At 53.0% G+C, this 16,354-nt stretch carries 17 protein-coding genes and 1 tRNA gene; 9 read left to right on the plus strand and 9 right to left on the minus strand.

The window, feature by feature from the left end; translation table 11 throughout:
• Positions 1 to 22 precede the first annotated feature (22 nt).
• The 4 genes from VFT64_03175 to VFT64_03190 all read left to right on the plus strand — a co-directional run bounded on the left by VFT64_03175 (position 23) and on the right by VFT64_03190 (position 3,517).
• Positions 23 to 1,366 carry a membrane dipeptidase gene (locus VFT64_03175; GenBank protein ID HEU5046823.1) on the plus strand — a complete coding sequence of 448 codons (1,344 nt, stop codon included), beginning with the start codon at positions 23 to 25 and terminating at the stop codon, positions 1,364 to 1,366.
• A gap of 81 nt (positions 1,367 to 1,447) precedes the next feature.
• Positions 1,448 to 2,263, plus strand: coding sequence for a manno-octulosonate cytidylyltransferase (locus VFT64_03180; GenBank protein ID HEU5046824.1), 816 nt, complete (start codon positions 1,448 to 1,450; stop codon positions 2,261 to 2,263).
• Positions 2,260 to 2,892, plus strand: coding sequence for a histidine phosphatase family protein (locus tag VFT64_03185; protein ID HEU5046825.1), 633 nt, complete (start codon positions 2,260 to 2,262; stop codon positions 2,890 to 2,892). The genes VFT64_03180 and VFT64_03185 overlap by 4 nt, the downstream gene beginning before the upstream one ends.
• 52 nt (positions 2,893 to 2,944) lie before the next feature.
• Positions 2,945 to 3,517: a zeta toxin family protein gene (locus VFT64_03190; protein ID HEU5046826.1), complete on the plus strand. Its 573-nt coding sequence runs from the start codon at positions 2,945 to 2,947 to the stop codon at positions 3,515 to 3,517.
• A gap of 213 nt (positions 3,518 to 3,730) precedes the next feature.
• Here VFT64_03190 and VFT64_03195 read toward each other — a convergent pair whose 3' ends face one another.
• From VFT64_03195 to VFT64_03225, 7 genes are all read right to left on the minus strand, one after another.
• Complete coding sequence (locus VFT64_03195; protein HEU5046827.1) at positions 3,731 to 4,117, minus strand: hypothetical protein; 387 nt, start codon at positions 4,115 to 4,117, stop codon at positions 3,731 to 3,733.
• A 21-nt stretch (positions 4,118 to 4,138) separates the two neighbouring features.
• Positions 4,139 to 4,225 (minus strand) — tRNA-Leu (locus tag VFT64_03200).
• Positions 4,226 to 4,271: 46 nt separating this feature from the next.
• On the minus strand, positions 4,272 to 5,888 hold the full coding sequence (locus VFT64_03205; GenBank protein ID HEU5046828.1) for an NAD+ synthase: 1,617 nt from the start codon (positions 5,886 to 5,888) through the stop codon (positions 4,272 to 4,274).
• 63 nt (positions 5,889 to 5,951) lie between these two features.
• Entirely contained in the window at positions 5,952 to 6,476 is a 525-nt protein-coding gene (locus tag VFT64_03210) for a hypothetical protein (protein HEU5046829.1), read from the minus strand.
• Between the two features lie 178 nt (positions 6,477 to 6,654).
• Positions 6,655 to 7,671 (minus strand): response regulator, encoded by a 1,017-nt coding sequence (locus VFT64_03215; protein ID HEU5046830.1) that lies wholly within the window; start codon positions 7,669 to 7,671, stop codon positions 6,655 to 6,657.
• Between the two features lie 135 nt (positions 7,672 to 7,806).
• Positions 7,807 to 8,736, minus strand: coding sequence for an FAD-binding protein (locus tag VFT64_03220; GenBank protein ID HEU5046831.1), 930 nt, complete (start codon positions 8,734 to 8,736; stop codon positions 7,807 to 7,809).
• On the minus strand, positions 8,733 to 9,482 hold the full coding sequence (locus VFT64_03225; protein HEU5046832.1) for an electron transfer flavoprotein subunit beta/FixA family protein: 750 nt from the start codon (positions 9,480 to 9,482) through the stop codon (positions 8,733 to 8,735). The genes VFT64_03220 and VFT64_03225 overlap by 4 nt, the downstream gene beginning before the upstream one ends.
• A gap of 179 nt (positions 9,483 to 9,661) precedes the next feature.
• On the opposite strand from VFT64_03225, the gene ftsA reads away from it, so the two are divergent.
• The 5 genes from ftsA to VFT64_03250 all read left to right on the plus strand — a co-directional run bounded on the left by ftsA (position 9,662) and on the right by VFT64_03250 (position 14,742).
• Positions 9,662 to 10,918 carry a cell division protein FtsA gene (ftsA, locus tag VFT64_03230; GenBank protein ID HEU5046833.1) on the plus strand — a complete coding sequence of 419 codons (1,257 nt, stop codon included), beginning with the start codon at positions 9,662 to 9,664 and terminating at the stop codon, positions 10,916 to 10,918.
• A gap of 123 nt (positions 10,919 to 11,041) precedes the next feature.
• Positions 11,042 to 11,809, plus strand: a complete 768-nt coding sequence (locus VFT64_03235; GenBank protein HEU5046834.1) for a HesA/MoeB/ThiF family protein — start codon at positions 11,042 to 11,044, stop codon at positions 11,807 to 11,809.
• Between the two features lie 153 nt (positions 11,810 to 11,962).
• Positions 11,963 to 12,523, plus strand: coding sequence for a TadE family protein (locus VFT64_03240; protein HEU5046835.1), 561 nt, complete (start codon positions 11,963 to 11,965; stop codon positions 12,521 to 12,523).
• A complete protein-coding gene (locus tag VFT64_03245) occupies positions 12,523 to 13,191 on the plus strand; it encodes a TadE family protein (GenBank protein HEU5046836.1) in 669 nt (222 codons plus the stop codon). The genes VFT64_03240 and VFT64_03245 overlap by 1 nt, the downstream gene beginning before the upstream one ends.
• 21 nt (positions 13,192 to 13,212) lie before the next feature.
• Positions 13,213 to 14,742: a Tad domain-containing protein gene (locus VFT64_03250; protein HEU5046837.1), complete on the plus strand. Its 1,530-nt coding sequence runs from the start codon at positions 13,213 to 13,215 to the stop codon at positions 14,740 to 14,742.
• A 52-nt stretch (positions 14,743 to 14,794) separates the two neighbouring features.
• On the opposite strand, the gene VFT64_03255 is transcribed toward VFT64_03250, so the two are convergent.
• Positions 14,795 to 15,463 (minus strand): LptA/OstA family protein, encoded by a 669-nt coding sequence (locus VFT64_03255; GenBank protein ID HEU5046838.1) that lies wholly within the window; start codon positions 15,461 to 15,463, stop codon positions 14,795 to 14,797.
• Positions 15,460 to 16,095, minus strand: a complete 636-nt coding sequence (gene lptC, locus VFT64_03260) for an LPS export ABC transporter periplasmic protein LptC (GenBank protein HEU5046839.1) — start codon at positions 16,093 to 16,095, stop codon at positions 15,460 to 15,462. Before lptC ends, VFT64_03255 begins: the two co-directional genes overlap by 4 nt.
• Positions 16,096 to 16,354 lie beyond the last annotated feature (259 nt).

Raw genomic sequence — 16,354 nt, forward strand, 5'->3', positions numbered from 1 at the left:
CTCAACAAGAAGAGATCATGGTATGTCAGAAGAAGATTCCACGCCAGCGGGTGAAGCAGAGAAGGACGGACGGCAAATAAGAAGGCGCATAAGGCCACGGGACTGGCAACTTCCCGCACCCGGCAGGGTTCTGGTCGGTGGTTCCGTCGCTCCGGAAGATCGAAATCCCGCTCCAGTCATCGACACGACGTCTCCCCTCGCTTCAAGGCTCGGGCCAAGACCTAAAATATTAAGGCGCGTAATGCCGGGGCCGTCTCAGGACATCTATAAAAGCTATCTGGAAGGTGGAGTGGATGCAATCGGCATCAGCACCGTTCCCTTTGAGGGGCGTACAGTAGAGGAACTGGAAAAAAGCGTGGCCCGTATTCGCCGCAGCGTGGAAAAAAGTCCCTATGCCATGCTGGTGACCTCAATGGAGGATATGGACAAGGCTCATCGGCAGGGAAAACTCGGTGTATTTATCTGTAATCAGGGCGCTCCGGGTTTCGGCGACCCGCTTAGCCGCGCAGGATTTATAGGCGGGCTTCTGAATCGCATGGAGTTTCTGCCCTTTGTAACGCCTCCGCGCCCGGCGACACCTGAAGATGTTGCCGCTTTCGGAGACCAGGGCGTAATGGTGACGGGGATTGCCTATAATATAAAAAACCGTCTGGGATCCGGGCTTAACGATAAAGACAATGAGCATGGTCTCACGGATCAGGGAAGGGATTACATCCGCGCCGGAAAAGAGGCCGGGGTAGCCATCGATTTATGTCATCTCAATGAAAAGACTGCGCTGGATGCGGTGAAATTCATCACGGAGGAGCTGAAAATGCCGCCTCTGGTTTCCCATGTAGATTGTCAGGAGATATGCGATATTCCGCGCAATGCCACAGGTTCGGATGAGGTAATCCGTGCAGTTGCGGCGGGAGGCGGCGTCGTGGGAATCTCAGCGCTTTTTTATTCCATGAGCAAACCCGGAGAGCAGAATAACACCATTGACCGCATTATGGAGCATATTGACCGTGTGGTGAAGGTCGCAGGGCCCGATCATGTGGGGCTGGGGCTGGATTTCTGGACCGGAATTGCGCCGTATAATCCCGGCTGGGTGCAGTCGGTGCGGGACTGGTGGGAGGTGAAAAGGGGCTTATACGAAGACCGCTCCATGTTCCATCCGGGCACCGACAAAATGGCCCCGGGACTGGAAACGCCTTCCGGCATCCATAATCTCGAAAAGGCGATTCGCGAGCGCTATTGCATTAAGAATGGATATGCTCCCGATGTGCCTGATAAAATACTCGGAGGAAATATGCAGCGTGTGCTGGGCGAATGGTGGCGGGGAAGGGAACAGGCCCAGACAGCAGAAGCGGCAGGAAGAGGGCGTTAACGCCCGAACCGCTGTAATATTGACCGTGGGCTCTTTTTACCTTAAGCAGTTCTATAGTCTTAATTTACCCTGTGCGCCCTCATGAGCCAATACACCGCCATCATTATTCCTGCGCGTTTCGCCTCTACCCGCCTGCCGGGCAAGCCCCTTGCGGTGATTGCGGGCAAATCCATGCTGCAGCGTGTGGTTGAAATAGCAAGGGCGGCGGCAAAACATCAGCCGGATATCTCAGTCACCGTGGCCACGGACGATGCGCGTATTGAGGAGCATTGCAAGGCGATAGGGGTGGATTTTGTGCAGACGGACCCCGCCTGCGCCAGCGGAACGGACCGCATTGCAAGCGCGGTGCGCCAGTTCAGCAGGAAACCGGATTTCGTCCTGAATCTGCAGGGCGATGCTCCCCTCACGCCGCCGGATTTTCTGCAAAGCATGATAGACGCTTTTTACCGTGCACCATGCGATATGGTCACGCCGGTCACGCAATTATCCTGGCAGGAGCTGGATAAGCTCAGGGAACAGAAGCAGCGGACCCCCTTCAGCGGCACCTGCGCCGTGTTCGATGAAAAAACCGGCCATGCTTTCTGGTTCAGCAAGAATATCATCCCTGCCATCCGCAGCGAAGAAAAGCTGCGCGTGAAAGACAGTCTCAGCCCGGTTTATCGCCATATAGGCCTATACGGCTATTCCCCCGCCATGCTGGAAACCTATGGAACGCTGCCTCCCGGCAGGTTTGAGCAGATGGAAGGGCTGGAGCAGCTAAGGGCTATCGAGAACGGTTATACCATACGCTGCGTTCCGGTGGATTATCGCGGGCGCGCCAGCATGTCGGGCGTGGATAGTCCCGAAGATATTACCAGGGCGGAAGCGCTGATTGCAAAGCACGGAGAGTTGCTGTGAAGCCGGAAGCCACCACGCTCATCATCGCCCGCCACGGCAACACATTCGGCCCCGGCGATATCGTTACACGCGTGGGCAAAACGGATCTGCCGCTCGTGGAAAGCGGGCGCAGGCAGGGCCGTTTGATGGGAAAGTACCTTGCGCAACACCGGCTGGTGCCGGATGTGATCTTCACATCGCACCTGCAGCGCACCCGCCAGACAGCGGACGAAGCGGAAGCCGAGATGGGCACGAAACTGCCGAGGCAGGCGCTCGAAATATTTAACGAGATCGACTACGGGCCGGATGAAAACCAGCCGGAAGACAAGGTGCGCGCAAGGCTGGGTGAAGAGGCGCTGCTCGCATGGGATAAACACGCTATCGTGCCGCAGGGCTGGCATGTAGAGCCGGAAAAGATTATCCTTGCATGGAAGGAATTCGCCGCGCATATCGCGCAGGAATACCAGGGCAAGAAAGTGCTGGTGGTGACCAGCAACGGCATCGCGCGCTTCGCGGTGCATCTGGCCGAAGAAGCGGCATCACAACAGAAAGACACGCTGAAAATCGCCACTGGTGCGCTCTGCGTCTTTACGCATGCAGAAAGGGGCTGGCAGTGCTCCGCATGGAATATCCGGCCGGATAAGCTGTAAACCTATGACTCCCGCGACCGTATCGCCCCGCCGGATAGTCCTGCATCGGGGGATGCAAACGGTATTACAGGAAAAGAATGTGCCGCTCGTGGATGCGGAAGCGATCATAACCACTAGCTTCAGGGAAAAACGCGCCGAAAAACAGCCGCACATAACCCATATGCTCGGTATCCCCGGAGCGGGGAAAAGCACGGCGGTGCGCAGCCTGGATACGGCGAACACCGTGATCGTCGCTTTCGATGCGGTGATGGAAGCATTGCCGCAATACCGGCAGATGAGGGACGAACAAGGCATAGCGGAAGCCTTCGCATACTGGGAGGAAGCCGCACGCGAAATCGGCTACGAGATATTATTCCGCGCCCTGGAGGGCGGTTATAATATTATCATGGACCATAGCGGCGCACGGGCGGATCATGTGGAAATCCTGCGGCATGCCAGACAGCATATCGGCTACTATGTCAGGATCATAGCGCTGAATACGAACATAGAAACCGCCAGCCGCCGCGCACAAAACAGACAACGCCACGTGCCGATGCAGTATTTCCACGAACGCGCCGAAACGCTGAAAGCGCTAACGCCGCTTTATAAAGCGGTTGCGGATAGTTATGAGGAGATAGAGACGTAGAGCAGTGGCTGGATCAAAGTATCTAAATAGTATTACTAAAAAGGTATATCATCATTGATGTTTGTGGATATTACTCCAATGTTAGAAGGTGCAGCTGCAACTTTTAAGCTATATTGCTGCAATTTCTTTATCAAGTCAGTTTCGAGAGTGGTAAATCCCTGATTATTAGGCAAATACTTAAGAGCTCGGTGATGCTGCATATCAAAGGGGACATCACCTAAGTTCAACACCACCTTCGGGCAGCTGAAAAACATTCGGTGCAAAAGCGATTTTCCGCTCTGATGGTTTTACAGAAATATAAGCGCCCTCACCGGGAAATTTCTCATCGAGATAATTTTCGATGATTGCTAAACCTTGCGGCTGATATTCAGCGATTTGACGAAGGACCGCTAGGACATTCCCGTCATAGTCTTCATCACCGAAGGAAAGACTACGTAATAGGCGATAATGATTATTAATGATGTCGGTGCAGCCAGTGAGTAAGCCAACTTCTTCCCAATGGCCTGCGTTGAAATGTGCAACAATACGCTCACGTAACGCTATAAGGCGTTTACCGAGGGCGATGTTAATAGTATCGCGGACCCAAGGTGTATAAGACATATCGTCTGATCTACATTAAGATGGTGCCCCGGGTCGGACTCGAACCGACACGTCCTTGCGGACACAAGATTTTGAGTCTAGCGCGTCTACCAATTCCACCACCAGGGCACTCCAAGACGCTTATAAAGATAAAAACGGATTATGCAACTTATCTCTATGGCTTCCAGCCGCTGGTAAGGGGGTAACGGCGGTCGCGCCCGAAGGACATCGAGCTGATTTTAACCCCCGGCGCGGCCTGCCTGCGCTTATATTCCGCGCGGGTGAGCAGCTGGGAAACGCGTTGCGCGGTGGCGAGGTCATAGCCTTTAGCAGCGGTTTCCTCTACGGAAAGTTGCTGCTCCACAAGGCAATGAAGGATCGCATCCAGCACCTCATAAGGCGGCAAACTGTCCTGATCCGTCTGGTTGGGGCGCAATTCCGCCGAAGGGGCTTTGGTGATAATGCGCTCGGCAATCACAGGGCTTTGGGTGTTGCGCCACTTTGAAACCCTATACACATCCGTTTTATAAATATCCTTGAGCACATTATAGCCGCCGCACATATCGCCGTAGAGCGTGGCGTAACCCACGGCCATTTCCGATTTATTGCCGGTCGTAAGCACCATCGCACCGGTTTTGTTGCTGACGGCCATCAGCAATGCACCGCGCAGACGGGACTGGATGTTTTCCTCCGTCACATCGCGTTCCTTGCCGCTGAAAACAGGCGCAAGCATCTCATCGAATGCCAGCATGGCGGGCGAGATCGGTATAATATCCAGCGTAATGCCGAGCGCCTGCGCGCATTTGGCGGCATCTTCCAGACTATCCTGCGAAGTATAAGGGGAGGGCATCATCACCGCATGCACGCGGCTTGCCCCCAACGCATCCACGGCGACGGCGGCGCTGATGGCCGAGTCGATCCCGCCCGAAAGCCCGAGCACCACGCCCGGAAAGCGGTTCTTCTCCACATAATCCTTGAGCCCCAGCACCATGGCCTGGTAGATCGAGGCTTCTTCCGGCAGCTCCGGCTCTTTATGGGCGGGAGCGCAGGTGAGGCAGCCTGCTTCCTGCCGCCACTGCGTGACCGCTATTTTCTCTTGAAACGCAGGCAGCTGCGCCTGCACTTCGCCTCCAGCGGAAAGCACGAATGATCCGCCGTCGAACACAAGCTCATCCTGCCCGCCGACGAGATTGGCATAAAGCAGCGGCAGCCCGGTTTCCTGCACGCGCTTGCGCGTGATGTTCATGCGCTGGCTGTTCTTATGCAGCTCATAAGGCGAAGCGTTGATGACAAGCAGCAACTCGGCTCCGCGTGCGGCAAGGTGACGGGCGACATTGCCCGTCCAGATATCTTCGCAGATAAGCATGCCAAGCTTTATTCCACGCCAGAGCACCGGTTCCGGCAAAGGCCCCTGCGTAAAAACGCGCTTTTCATCGAATACGCCGTAATTAGGCAGGTTATATTTATACTGGCGATGTACGACCGCGCCGTTTTCCAGCAGGAATGCCGCATTATAAGCCGCTTCGCCTTCCTGCCAGAGCCCGCCCACCAGCATCGCCGCGCTGCCTTGCGTGAGCGCCACAAGCTGATCAAGAGCCTGCATCGCCTGCTTGCGGAAAGCGGGGCGTAGGATCAGATCTTCCGGCGGATAGCCGGTAAGGCACATTTCAGGAAATATGACGAGATCCGCCCCTGCCTGCACGGCGTTGCGGTAAGCAGCGGTTATTTTAGCGATGTTTCCGGCAAGATCGCCGACGGTAACATTGATCTGGGCTATGGCAATGGCGGGCATAAAAGGCTGAGAAGCAGTGAATCTGCTATATTCTTAGCTCGCTGCCCGCTTCTTGTCACCCGTTTATACGGAGATATTCACGCTTAAACCGGCTGCCAGCGAAGAAGAGGAGCTGCTGTCGCTGCCGCTTTGGCTGTTCTGCGTATTATTCAGTGCGTTTTCAATGTCGTTGAGCAACTGCATAAGCGGATCGCTGCTGTCACTGGAGTTGCTATCATTTTTAGCGCCCACGGCATGGTGATGGTGGTGATGGCCGCTCGCGCCGCCGGTCTGCATGGCTTCCAGAAGCTGCTGCAGCTTGCTGAAATCCTGCTGAGCGCCGCTGAGATTATTGCTGCTTAAATCCGTGCCCAGTTGCTCCAGTCCTTTGACGAAATCGCTGCTACCCGAGCTGCTGGAGGTATTGGAAAGCGCATTATGTATCCACGGAATGTTTGTCAAAGCGGAATAGGCCTGCTGCGCGGAAGATGTATCCCCTGACTGCAGGGCCTTCCCCAGCTGCTTCATAAGGGAATTTACCCCCTGAGACGAATTGCCGGAAGAAGAGTAACTTGCGTAACTAGCTGAAATTGCTGATATCGTGACCATAAATTCTCCATACCATCTAAGATTCAATACATGGAAGAAATACAAGCAATTAATATGCCATACCAGCCTACGTATTAAACCCGCAGATGCTGGATGCGGTCAGCAGACCGCACTCTTTAGTCGCCGAAGGCGTTAGGTTCGTAGGGGGCGAACTATGCTCGCCCCCTGACAACAAAACCTACTTACTATATCTTTGTGCCAGGACTCGGAGCGCGCCGACTACTTCCACAATCTCAGGATTGTTGCCCCGGACGTTATTATCGATAATGTGCCTGATAACTTTCAGATGCTTCTCGATCACGGCATGGTGGGAGGCATGGGTATATTTAAGCGCGTTGCGGCAGAACAGGTAAAGCATGTAGGCGGCTTCGGAAGCGCCGAGATAGCCGAATGTCCCGGCTCGTGAGCTGACCATCAGCGACGCATTGCTTATTTCATCCACCACCGCCTGCGATCCGTTCATTGCACGAAGCGTCTCATACAGGCCGTAAAGAATATCCACATCGGATTTTATCCACTGGGCGGACTGTGCGGTTGCTTCATCCATCGTGGCCTGTGCCTGGTTCAGCACGGCGGGGGTGATGATGGAGGCCAGCGTGACATCCTGCCCGATTTTATGCTTCATGGAGAAGTTGGGCATCCATATTTGCGGCTGCTCGGCTTCGATAAGCAGTTTGGGGTCCTGCGGCTGGAGTTTAGGCAGAATGCGTGCGATGCGTCCGTCTTTACGGCCAGCGGGCGGTTCCATCTGGCGTGTGCGGCGGTCGGGACCGGTATAGGCTTTGGAGCTGATGTAATAGCGCGGCGCCTCGACAAGGCGCTCCAGTCTCTCATAAATGGCTTTGGCAGAGAAGGGTTTGATGATGTACTCATTGACGCCCGTATCCCTTGCAAGTTTAATATCCGATACTTCCGCCCGCCTGCTTAAAAGCACAATAGGCAGTGCCGGATTGGCGATTTTGACATTACGGCGGACGGCGGCAACGAAGTCCGCTCCCTCTGCGCCGGATACACCCCAGTCCATGATGAGAAAATCGGGGCATTCCCGCTCCAGCATTTCCATTGCTCTGCGTGTATTATGCGCAAGCTGGAGGCTGTGGAACCCCATATGCTTGAGCATCTCCTTGAGCATGTCGGCGAGCACTGTATCGGTGTCGAAGATCAATACGCGGAAATGACGTAGCTGATTATACATAGATTAACTATTTATGTTTCTATATGAGATAAGCACGATTTGATTCATCCTTAAACGGGGAATATGCAACTAAAAATAGCATACAATGACAGCGTTGTCATTGATGATAATCAATAAGTGAACAATAAAAGAGAGTTAGAGCAGGGTGATGAGTGCCGGAACGGCTTCAAATACGTCAGCTACAAGCCCGTAATCGGCAATTTCAAAGATCGGGGCGTTTTCATCTTTGTTGATGGCTACAATGACTTTGCTGCTTTTCATGCCTGCCAGATGCTGAATAGCGCCGGAGATGCCAAGCGCAATATAAAGATCGGGCGCAACGATTTTGCCGGTCTGGCCGACTTGCGCGTCGTTTGAAATATAACCCGCATCCACCGCAGCGCGGGAAGCGCCGGTGGCAGCCCCAAGCTTAGTAGCAAGCTGGTCTACGAGTGCGAAATTCTCTTTGGAGCCGAATCCGCGCCCGCCGGAAACGACGATACGGGCTGAACCCAGGTCCGGACGCTCGCTTTGCACTGTTTCGCGGGAAACAAAGCTGGAAAGACCGCTATCGCCTTTGCTGGCAATAGTCTCGACTGTAGCATTTCCACCTTCAGCGGCCACGGCATCAAAGGCGGTCTGGCGCACTGTCAGCACTTTAATGACTTCCTGCGAATGCACGGTTTCAATCGCATTTCCGGCATAAACAGGGCGTTTGAAGCGGTCTGCGGCCAATACGGCGCTGATTTCGGAAATCTGTGTCACGTCCAGCATGGCGGCTACACGCGGCATGAAATCCTTGCCGGTGGAATCCGCTGCCGTAAGAATGTGGGAATAATTCCCTGCAAGTGAGGAAACCAGCAGGGAAAGATTTTCCGCCAGCCCCTGTTCGTATGCGGCATCGTCAGCCAGAAGCACTTTCTCAACCCCTTGAGCTTTTGCGGCGGCCTGTGCTACCGGTCCACAGCTTTTCCCGGCCACAAGCACATGTGTGCCGCCGCCAATCCGGGCGGCAGCGCCGAGCACCCGCAAGGTTGCGCGGGCGAGTTTGGCATTATCATGCGATGCGACAACGAGGACTGTCATAACACCTTCGCCTCATTTTTGAGTTTATCCACCAGCTCGGCGACATCCTTCACCTTGCCGCCGCCTTTGCGTTTGGGCGGTTCTTCCACTTTTTCGACCGTCACTTTAGGCGTAAGCGTGATGCCGAGCTCCGCGACGGTTTTCTTGGTAATCGGCTTGCTGCGGGCTTTCATAATATTGGGAAGCGTTGGATAACGCGGCTCGTTCAGGCGCAGATCCGTGGTCACTACAGCGGGTAGTTTAAGCTTTACGGTTGCGTGGCCGCCGTCCACTTCACGTGTAACGGTGGCGAATCCATCGGCAACTTCCAGTTTCGATGCAAACGTTCCTTGCCCAATGCCAAGCAACGCAGCCAACATCTGGCCGGTCTGGTTGGCGTCATCGTCGATTGCCTGCTTGCCTGAGATGATAAGTCCCGGATTTTCTTCCTTAGCGATAGCAGCCAGAATCTTTGCGGCCTGCAGCGGCTGTATGGTTTCATCCAGGACGACGTGCACAGCCCTGTCCGCACCGATGGCAAGCCCCGAGCGCAGCGTTTCCTGTGCGGCTTCCGGCCCGATCAGCACCGCTACGACTTCCGTCGCAGTGCCTTTTTCTTTGAGCCGTACTGCTTCTTCCAGTGCGATCTCATCAAACGGGTTCATGGACATTTTAACGTTTGCGGTCTCAACGCCGCTACCGTCAGCCTTGACGCGCACCTTGACGTTATAGTCAATCACGCGCTTGATGGGGACAAGTATTTTCATACGGGAAATATACCACGTTTCAGGGGGGTATGACAAGATACTAAGTAGTAAGCGGAATGTTTCAAATCCTGGGATAAATAAAGGAACGGGGGCAGTAGGTTTTACGGGGGCGTTTCAAATAAAAATTTCCTCAAAAAATCTTGTTGAACATTCCCCCTTCATCAGTCATTTTCTGTGAAATGACCAGAAAACAGAAAAAAATTAACGGTAACATTGCCGTGCTGGATATCGGCAGCACGAAAGTGGCTTGCTTCATCGCGAAAGCGGAGGATGACGGCTCCCTGCGCGTGACCGGTATTGGCCACCAGCTTTCCAAGGGAATCCGCAGCGGCCATATCATTGATATTATCGAAGCCGAAACTTCCGTAGTGGCGGCCGTTCATGCAGCCGAGCAGATGGCGGATGAAACGATTGAGAATGTCGTCGTCAATATCAGCGGCATGGGCATCCAGTCGCACACGCTGCGCGTGGAATTGACCGTGTCGGGTGAGCGCGTCAGCGGCCGCGACATTGAAGACATTATGCGCGAAGGGCGTGGGAGCGTCGAAAGCGACGATGACGAAATCATTCATTGCTTCCCCGTCAATTATACGCTGGACGATGTCAGCAACATTAATGACCCCCGCGGCATGGTCGGCGAGAAACTGGGTGCTGACCTGCATATCATCACTGCGCCTTCCACGATGATATTGAATATTGCAAACTGTCTGGCCAACTGCCACCTGAACGCAGCAGAATTCGTGGTGTCCTCGCATGCTTCGGGCCTTGCCTGCCTGGAGCCGGACGAAATGCAGCTCGGCGTGACGCTGATCGATATGGGCGGCGGCGTGACTTCCATCGCAGTCTTTTCCGGCGGCAAAAATGTTTATACGGATGTCGTGCCTATTGGCGGCGTGCATGTAACAAGCGACCTGGCCAAGGGGCTTTCCACCTCCATCGCGCATGCGGAACGCCTGAAAACCCTCCATGGAAGCGCAGTGCCGGCGTCATCCGACGATCAGGCGATGATCGAAGTGCCCCAGCTCGGCGAAGAATATAGCGAAGACGGCAGCAATATGATGCCGCGCTCGATCATGGTGGGCATTATCCGCCCGCGTCTGGAGGAAATCTTCGAGATGATCCGCAGCAAGCTGGAAATGGCGGGCATGGACAGTATTGCAGGCCGCCGCGTCGTGCTGACGGGCGGTGCAAGCCAGCTGCTGGGAATGCGTGAGATCGCGACACGCGTGCTGGGCAAGCAGGTGCGGCTCGTGAAGCCGCGCATGATCAACGGGCTGGCTGAAGCCGTAAGCGGCGCAGCTTTCTCTTCCGCCATTGGCATGATGGAATTCGCCCGCCGCCGCGCGCTGGAGGAGTCGCATATGGACTCCATACAGCGTAAACCCCTGCCGTTCGCGCTGAAGCAGGTTGTCCAGTGGGTCAAAGAGAATTTTTAGCACCTCAAACGTTACGCGGGTACGCGGAAGAGCAAGGAAATTTATGAAAATTTCCGGCGATGACCTCGCGAAGCGCGGGGGTAAGCGTAAGCGGAGGGGGAGAATCCCCCTCGGAGAAAACTAATGCTGACGGACAACCAGTTACGGCGCTACGCCCGCAATATCTCCCTTCCCGGCGTAGGCAAGGAAGGGCAGGAGAAGCTGCTTGCTGCACAAGTGCTTGTGATTGGCGCAGGCGGGCTCGGTGCACCGGTGCTGGCCTATCTGGCATCCTCAGGAGTGGGGCATATCGGCATCGTGGAAGATGACCGCGTGGAACTTTCCAATCTCCAGCGCCAGATATTATTTGAAACAGGAGATATCGGCCGCTTCAAGGCCGAAGCCGCACGCGACCGTATCTCGGAGTTAAATCCGGAAATACGTATTACCCTTCATCGCCAGAGACTGGATAATGCAAATGCCGCAGCGCTCATGCGCGAATACGATATCGTAGTGGATACATCGGATAACTTCGCTACGCGCTTTGCGGTGAATGCAGCCTGTCTGGCTGAGAAAAAAACGCTGGTTTCCGGCGCCGTGCGCGCATTTGAAGGGCAGCTTGCCGTTTTCAAGCCTTATCTGGGCGAAAATCAGCCGTGCTATCGCTGCTTTGTCGGTGGCGCGCCGGATGACGAACGCGGCTGCCGTGACCTGGGTGTACTGGGGGCGCTGACGGGCATTGTCGGCTCAATGCAGGCGCTCGAAACATTGCGTGAGTTGCTGGGGATCGGTGAGTCTTCCGCCGGAAAATTACTGCGCTTCGATGCGCTCACCATGCAGTGGAAGAGCAGCATACTGTTACAGGACCCGGATTGCGAATGCTGCGGGTCCCGTCCGCTCAAGGGTTTATAAGTTATTGTAACACAGTTGTAATAAAGAAAATCGTTAATAGATAATATTATACAACTGCAAGGATTTAGTATATAATTAAGGGATATTTGAGGAGTAGTTTGTTAAAACGGATTTGAGCCGCCTGCTCATAAAACAAAAGAAAAGATACGGTGCATGACAAACGGCCTACTATATCGCTACCGCGTATTCGCAAAGTGTATATCCCCTATCACGCTGAAAAGAAAACTCGCGCAACTCACTCGCTCCGAGACTGCTTCGACCGCGATCGAATTCGCAATAATCCTGCCGGTAGTGGTGTTGTTTGTGCTCGGTATTATTTCGTTTGGTGCTGTGATCTACGAATCTTCTGACTTGCAGGGCGCACTCAATGATGCTGCCCGTCAGGGGAAAACCGGGTATCCCAATGTGCTCGATAATGGTGTAAAAACCAGTGCGCCAAATTCTCGGTGGGGAAGTGTTTATAGTAATTTTACAGGGCAAACCAAGTTTCTGTTTGATCCTAATAAAATAGGGTACTCAGCTACGACTTATCCCGATTTTACCTCTGCGGCTAAGGAGGCGGGGGGCACACCTGACTGCATAGGCGGTTCTGGTAAAGTTGTGGTTTATAAAGCATGGTATCCTTACCCCAACATCCCATTTGTGCAATTTCTGTTCGGTAAGGGCAACAATATGCAGGCAACCGTAGTCGTAAAGAACGAGGTGTTCCAGTAATGCGAGCGGTATCTGTATATTTAAATAAGTTCAAATGCGCATTGACCGAGTTTGGACAATGTGAAAGAGGACTTGCGCTGATAGAATTCGCGTTTTCTGTGGCTATCCTAATGCTGCTACTCTTTGGTGGTATTGAGGTTTCCCGATATGTTTTAATCTTCCAGAAACTGCAAATTACTGTGAATAATGAAAGCAATCTTATCACGGCAATTGATCCGCAGCATGATCCGGCCATGACCAAGTCCGAGATGGACTCCATCATCACCGCCGCGAAAATCATGATGGCTCCTTATGCGCTGGATACAACTAACTCCACGTTGATACTAACGGATATTTATGCACCAGTTACAAGCGGTTTGGGCAATAATCCTGGCAGTCCTGTTGTGAAATGGCGTTATTGTGGGCCTGGCACATTGGGAACCAGCAAGCTCGGCGCGGTAGGGAAAGCGGCGACATTAAAAAGTCTGCCTAATAATTTTACAATGTCTGAAGGCGATGAAATTGTAGCGGCTGAACTCTATTATAAATTCAATCCGATAGTAAAAAACGGAATCACCAGTAAAGTCGTTCCATTTGATAAGACAGTATATAACGTTGCTATCAGCGTTCCACGATACAGCTCGCTCGTTTCGCTATTAACTACGGCAGGCGGATCGAACTGTAAATAAAGGCAGGGTAGGAGAAGGGTTATGAAAAATAAGATGATCGCATTTCTGAAACAATTCAGGAAACGGGAAGATGGGAACGTTCTCATTATCGTCGCCTGTGCATTATTTGCGCTTGTGGCGGCGGCGGGTGTGGCGATCGATATGTCCCGCCTGCAGACGACGAGGCAGAAGCTGCACGACTGTATGGATACGGCAGGTCTTGCAGCAATGGCTAAGATCAACGAGCCACATCAAGGTTCAACGCAGCAATGGGTGAACCAATTGGTAAGCAAGTATTTTTATACGGATTGTCAGAAAGCCTATCTGGGCGTAAAAATCACTAAGCTGGACGCGCAGCTTTCCAACAATAATAACACGTTGACACTCAATGTAACTACAGGGCAGCGCCCATCACTGATGCCGGTGGCAGGCATAAATAATATGGCGCTCAATTTGAGTTCAACAATTACGCGCGATGTAACAGGGCTTGAACTTGTACTGGCATTGGATATGACTGATTCGATGACATATCCGGTAGATAAGTCCAATAGCTCAGTTGCAAAAATCGATGCATTGAAATGCGCCGTGGCAGGTAATGCAAGTGGCGTTAATTGTGCAGGAAAAGGGCTTACGACTACCGGTATGCTGGATGTATTATACGGTAGCAATACAAGCTTCTCGAACGTTTACGTAAGTGTTGTGCCATTTGATAATATGGTCAACGCGAATGTGACATCCTATCCTGGTAAAGCTTTTATCGATAATTCTACGATTTCTAATCAGGATGGCTGTGTGGATGCACGTGATCGTAATGCGATTAGTCCACGAGATCGCACTTTAACGTTAGATATATCGGATGATCGTCCGATAGCTAATACTGCAACAGCATTCAAAGCCTTGCAAAGCACGTATCCGGGAACCATAGAACTGGATTACTGTCCTAGCGCCAGCATATTGCCTCCGACGACCAGCAGAAGCGCTGTGGAGGCAACGATTAAGAAAATAGAGCCTAATGGTAACACGATGATTAATCTTGGCCTGGCTTGGTCCTGGCGTCTGTTGTCACCTACCTGGACCGGTTTATGGGGGGCGCAAAACTATGGCGGCACTTCGCTTCCACTGCCATATGGCACTAAGAATATGACAAAAGTAGTCGTACTGATGACAGATGGTATCAATATGAACGGTGAGCAGCCTTCAGGCTATCATGGTAGTCCGTGCTGTAATCATAATAATAATACAGATAACGCTTATGAGCTTCAAGATGATCGCCCGACGAATGATCAATTGGATGCGCTGACAAGAAAAGTTTGCGCTGCGATGAAGGCGCCCGATAAAAATATTGTAATTTACACGATCGGTTTTGGGCAGGCCGATCCGCATAAAACGCCAACGCTGGCAGATCGAACGGCGCACTGGCCTGCAGCAGCTTCTACGTACGTGGATACTTACTTACTGAAAGATTGTGCTAGCGGTCCCGATCATTTCTTCCTGGCGCCGACAAACGATCAGCTTGCAGCGGCATTCCAGCAGATTGCGAACCAGCTTGTGAACCTGCGTGTAAGCAAATAAAAAAGATTACACTAAATGAGCGAGGGCGGCACATCGTGCCGCCCTTTTCTTTTTAGGGCTTGGCGGGAGAATCGGTGGGGGCGCTGTTTTGCTGATCCTGATTGGGCACGAACAGACTGCGCACGCGCGTGCCACCATTGTCAAATTTGCTTCCCGTTCTGCCATTCTGGTTCGTAAGAATGCTGCGGCCTGTATCCATATTATAAACGAGATCCGTGCCGCGCATGATATTCTTCCCGCGCGTGAGCACGACATTGCCGCCGGAAAGGCGCAGCAGGCGGCTGGGAACGTCGTAATCGCCTTTATCGCCCTGGGCAGATTCTTCCGGTGTGGCCACCAGCACATGGCCCTGCACTTCGATCAGCGTGATCGCCCCCATGCCGCTATTGCTGCCTGCCGGAGCAGGCGTGGCGGGTTTTGGCTCGCTGCCGCCCTGTTTATAATGCACGATCATAATATCGGACTTCAGGCGCACCTTCCCCTGTACGGCCACGACATTGCCCTTGAAAACGGCTTTATTTTCGTGCTGGAGCACTTCAAGACTGTCGGAGGTGATTTCCACTGGCAGTTTGGTGTCGAAGTGCTGTGGATCCTTTTCTGTCATGACTTGGGCATTCTGCGGCTGGCGCATTTGCACTTGCGCAATCTGTGCCGAAGCCTGGCCGGGGAGTATGGCGGCACTGGCAATCAGGGAAAGGGTGAGGAGGGTAATGCGCTTCATTCTTCATTTCCTTTCTGTCCGGCAGAACTGGATTCCTTGGGAGGCAGATAAATAGTAACAAAAACCGGGCCGTTAAACGTCGCAATACTCTGAGCGCCGTTAAAAACTGCCCCGTGGGATTTTAAGGTGCCAAGCGGCCCCTGGCCGCTGACAGGGTCTTCAGTAACGGCGATTTTCTTCGCAATGTCAATATGCATGGATTCGGTATGCATCTCATAGCCCTGGTCGTTAAACAGCTCCACAGCGCCGCTTAGGAAAAGCTGCTCCTGCTTGATTTGCAGATTGCCTTTATTGGCCTGTGCGGTGAACCAGACGCCGCTATTGAGAGAGATATCGCCGTTGACCTGGTCGAGCAGCACATTCTCGGCATCGACCTGCAGGGCGGTTTTAGCCGTGATACTGTAAGGCTGGTTGCTGGCATCGAAACCGTGGAAATTAGCATTGACCATGGTGGTCGGCGGGGGAGTGTTGTTCTTTTCCGCGGTGCTCGTAAAGGCAATGCGTATGCTCGTATTCTTGCGGATGATAGGATAAAAAAGCAGCACGCACACCAGCACGGCAACCAGTACGAAAAGCAGCGCCTTGGTAAGATGAACAAGCTTGGTGTGATGCGCGACGGACTGGGCGTTCATAACAGGCTGAATAAAAAAACCGGAGAAGGTACAGACAAAATGACGATATGTTGCCTTACCATGCTCCGGTCTCTTCCTTTGGCTGCGGCAGGATTAATTAGCCTGGCGGCGCAGGAATGCGGGGATTTCGAGGTAGTCATTATCCGTGATGGATTTTTGCGTACGCTCGTTGACTTCTACCTTCGGCTTTTCAACAACATGCACGCTACGTTCGGGTTTTTCCGGCTTTGCAGCAAGTACGCGGCCTACATTGGCCATA

It is taken from the genome of Rickettsiales bacterium (genome assembly GCA_035765535.1).
Taxonomy (GTDB): domain Bacteria; phylum Pseudomonadota; class Alphaproteobacteria; order Rickettsiales; family JABCZZ01; genus JABCZZ01.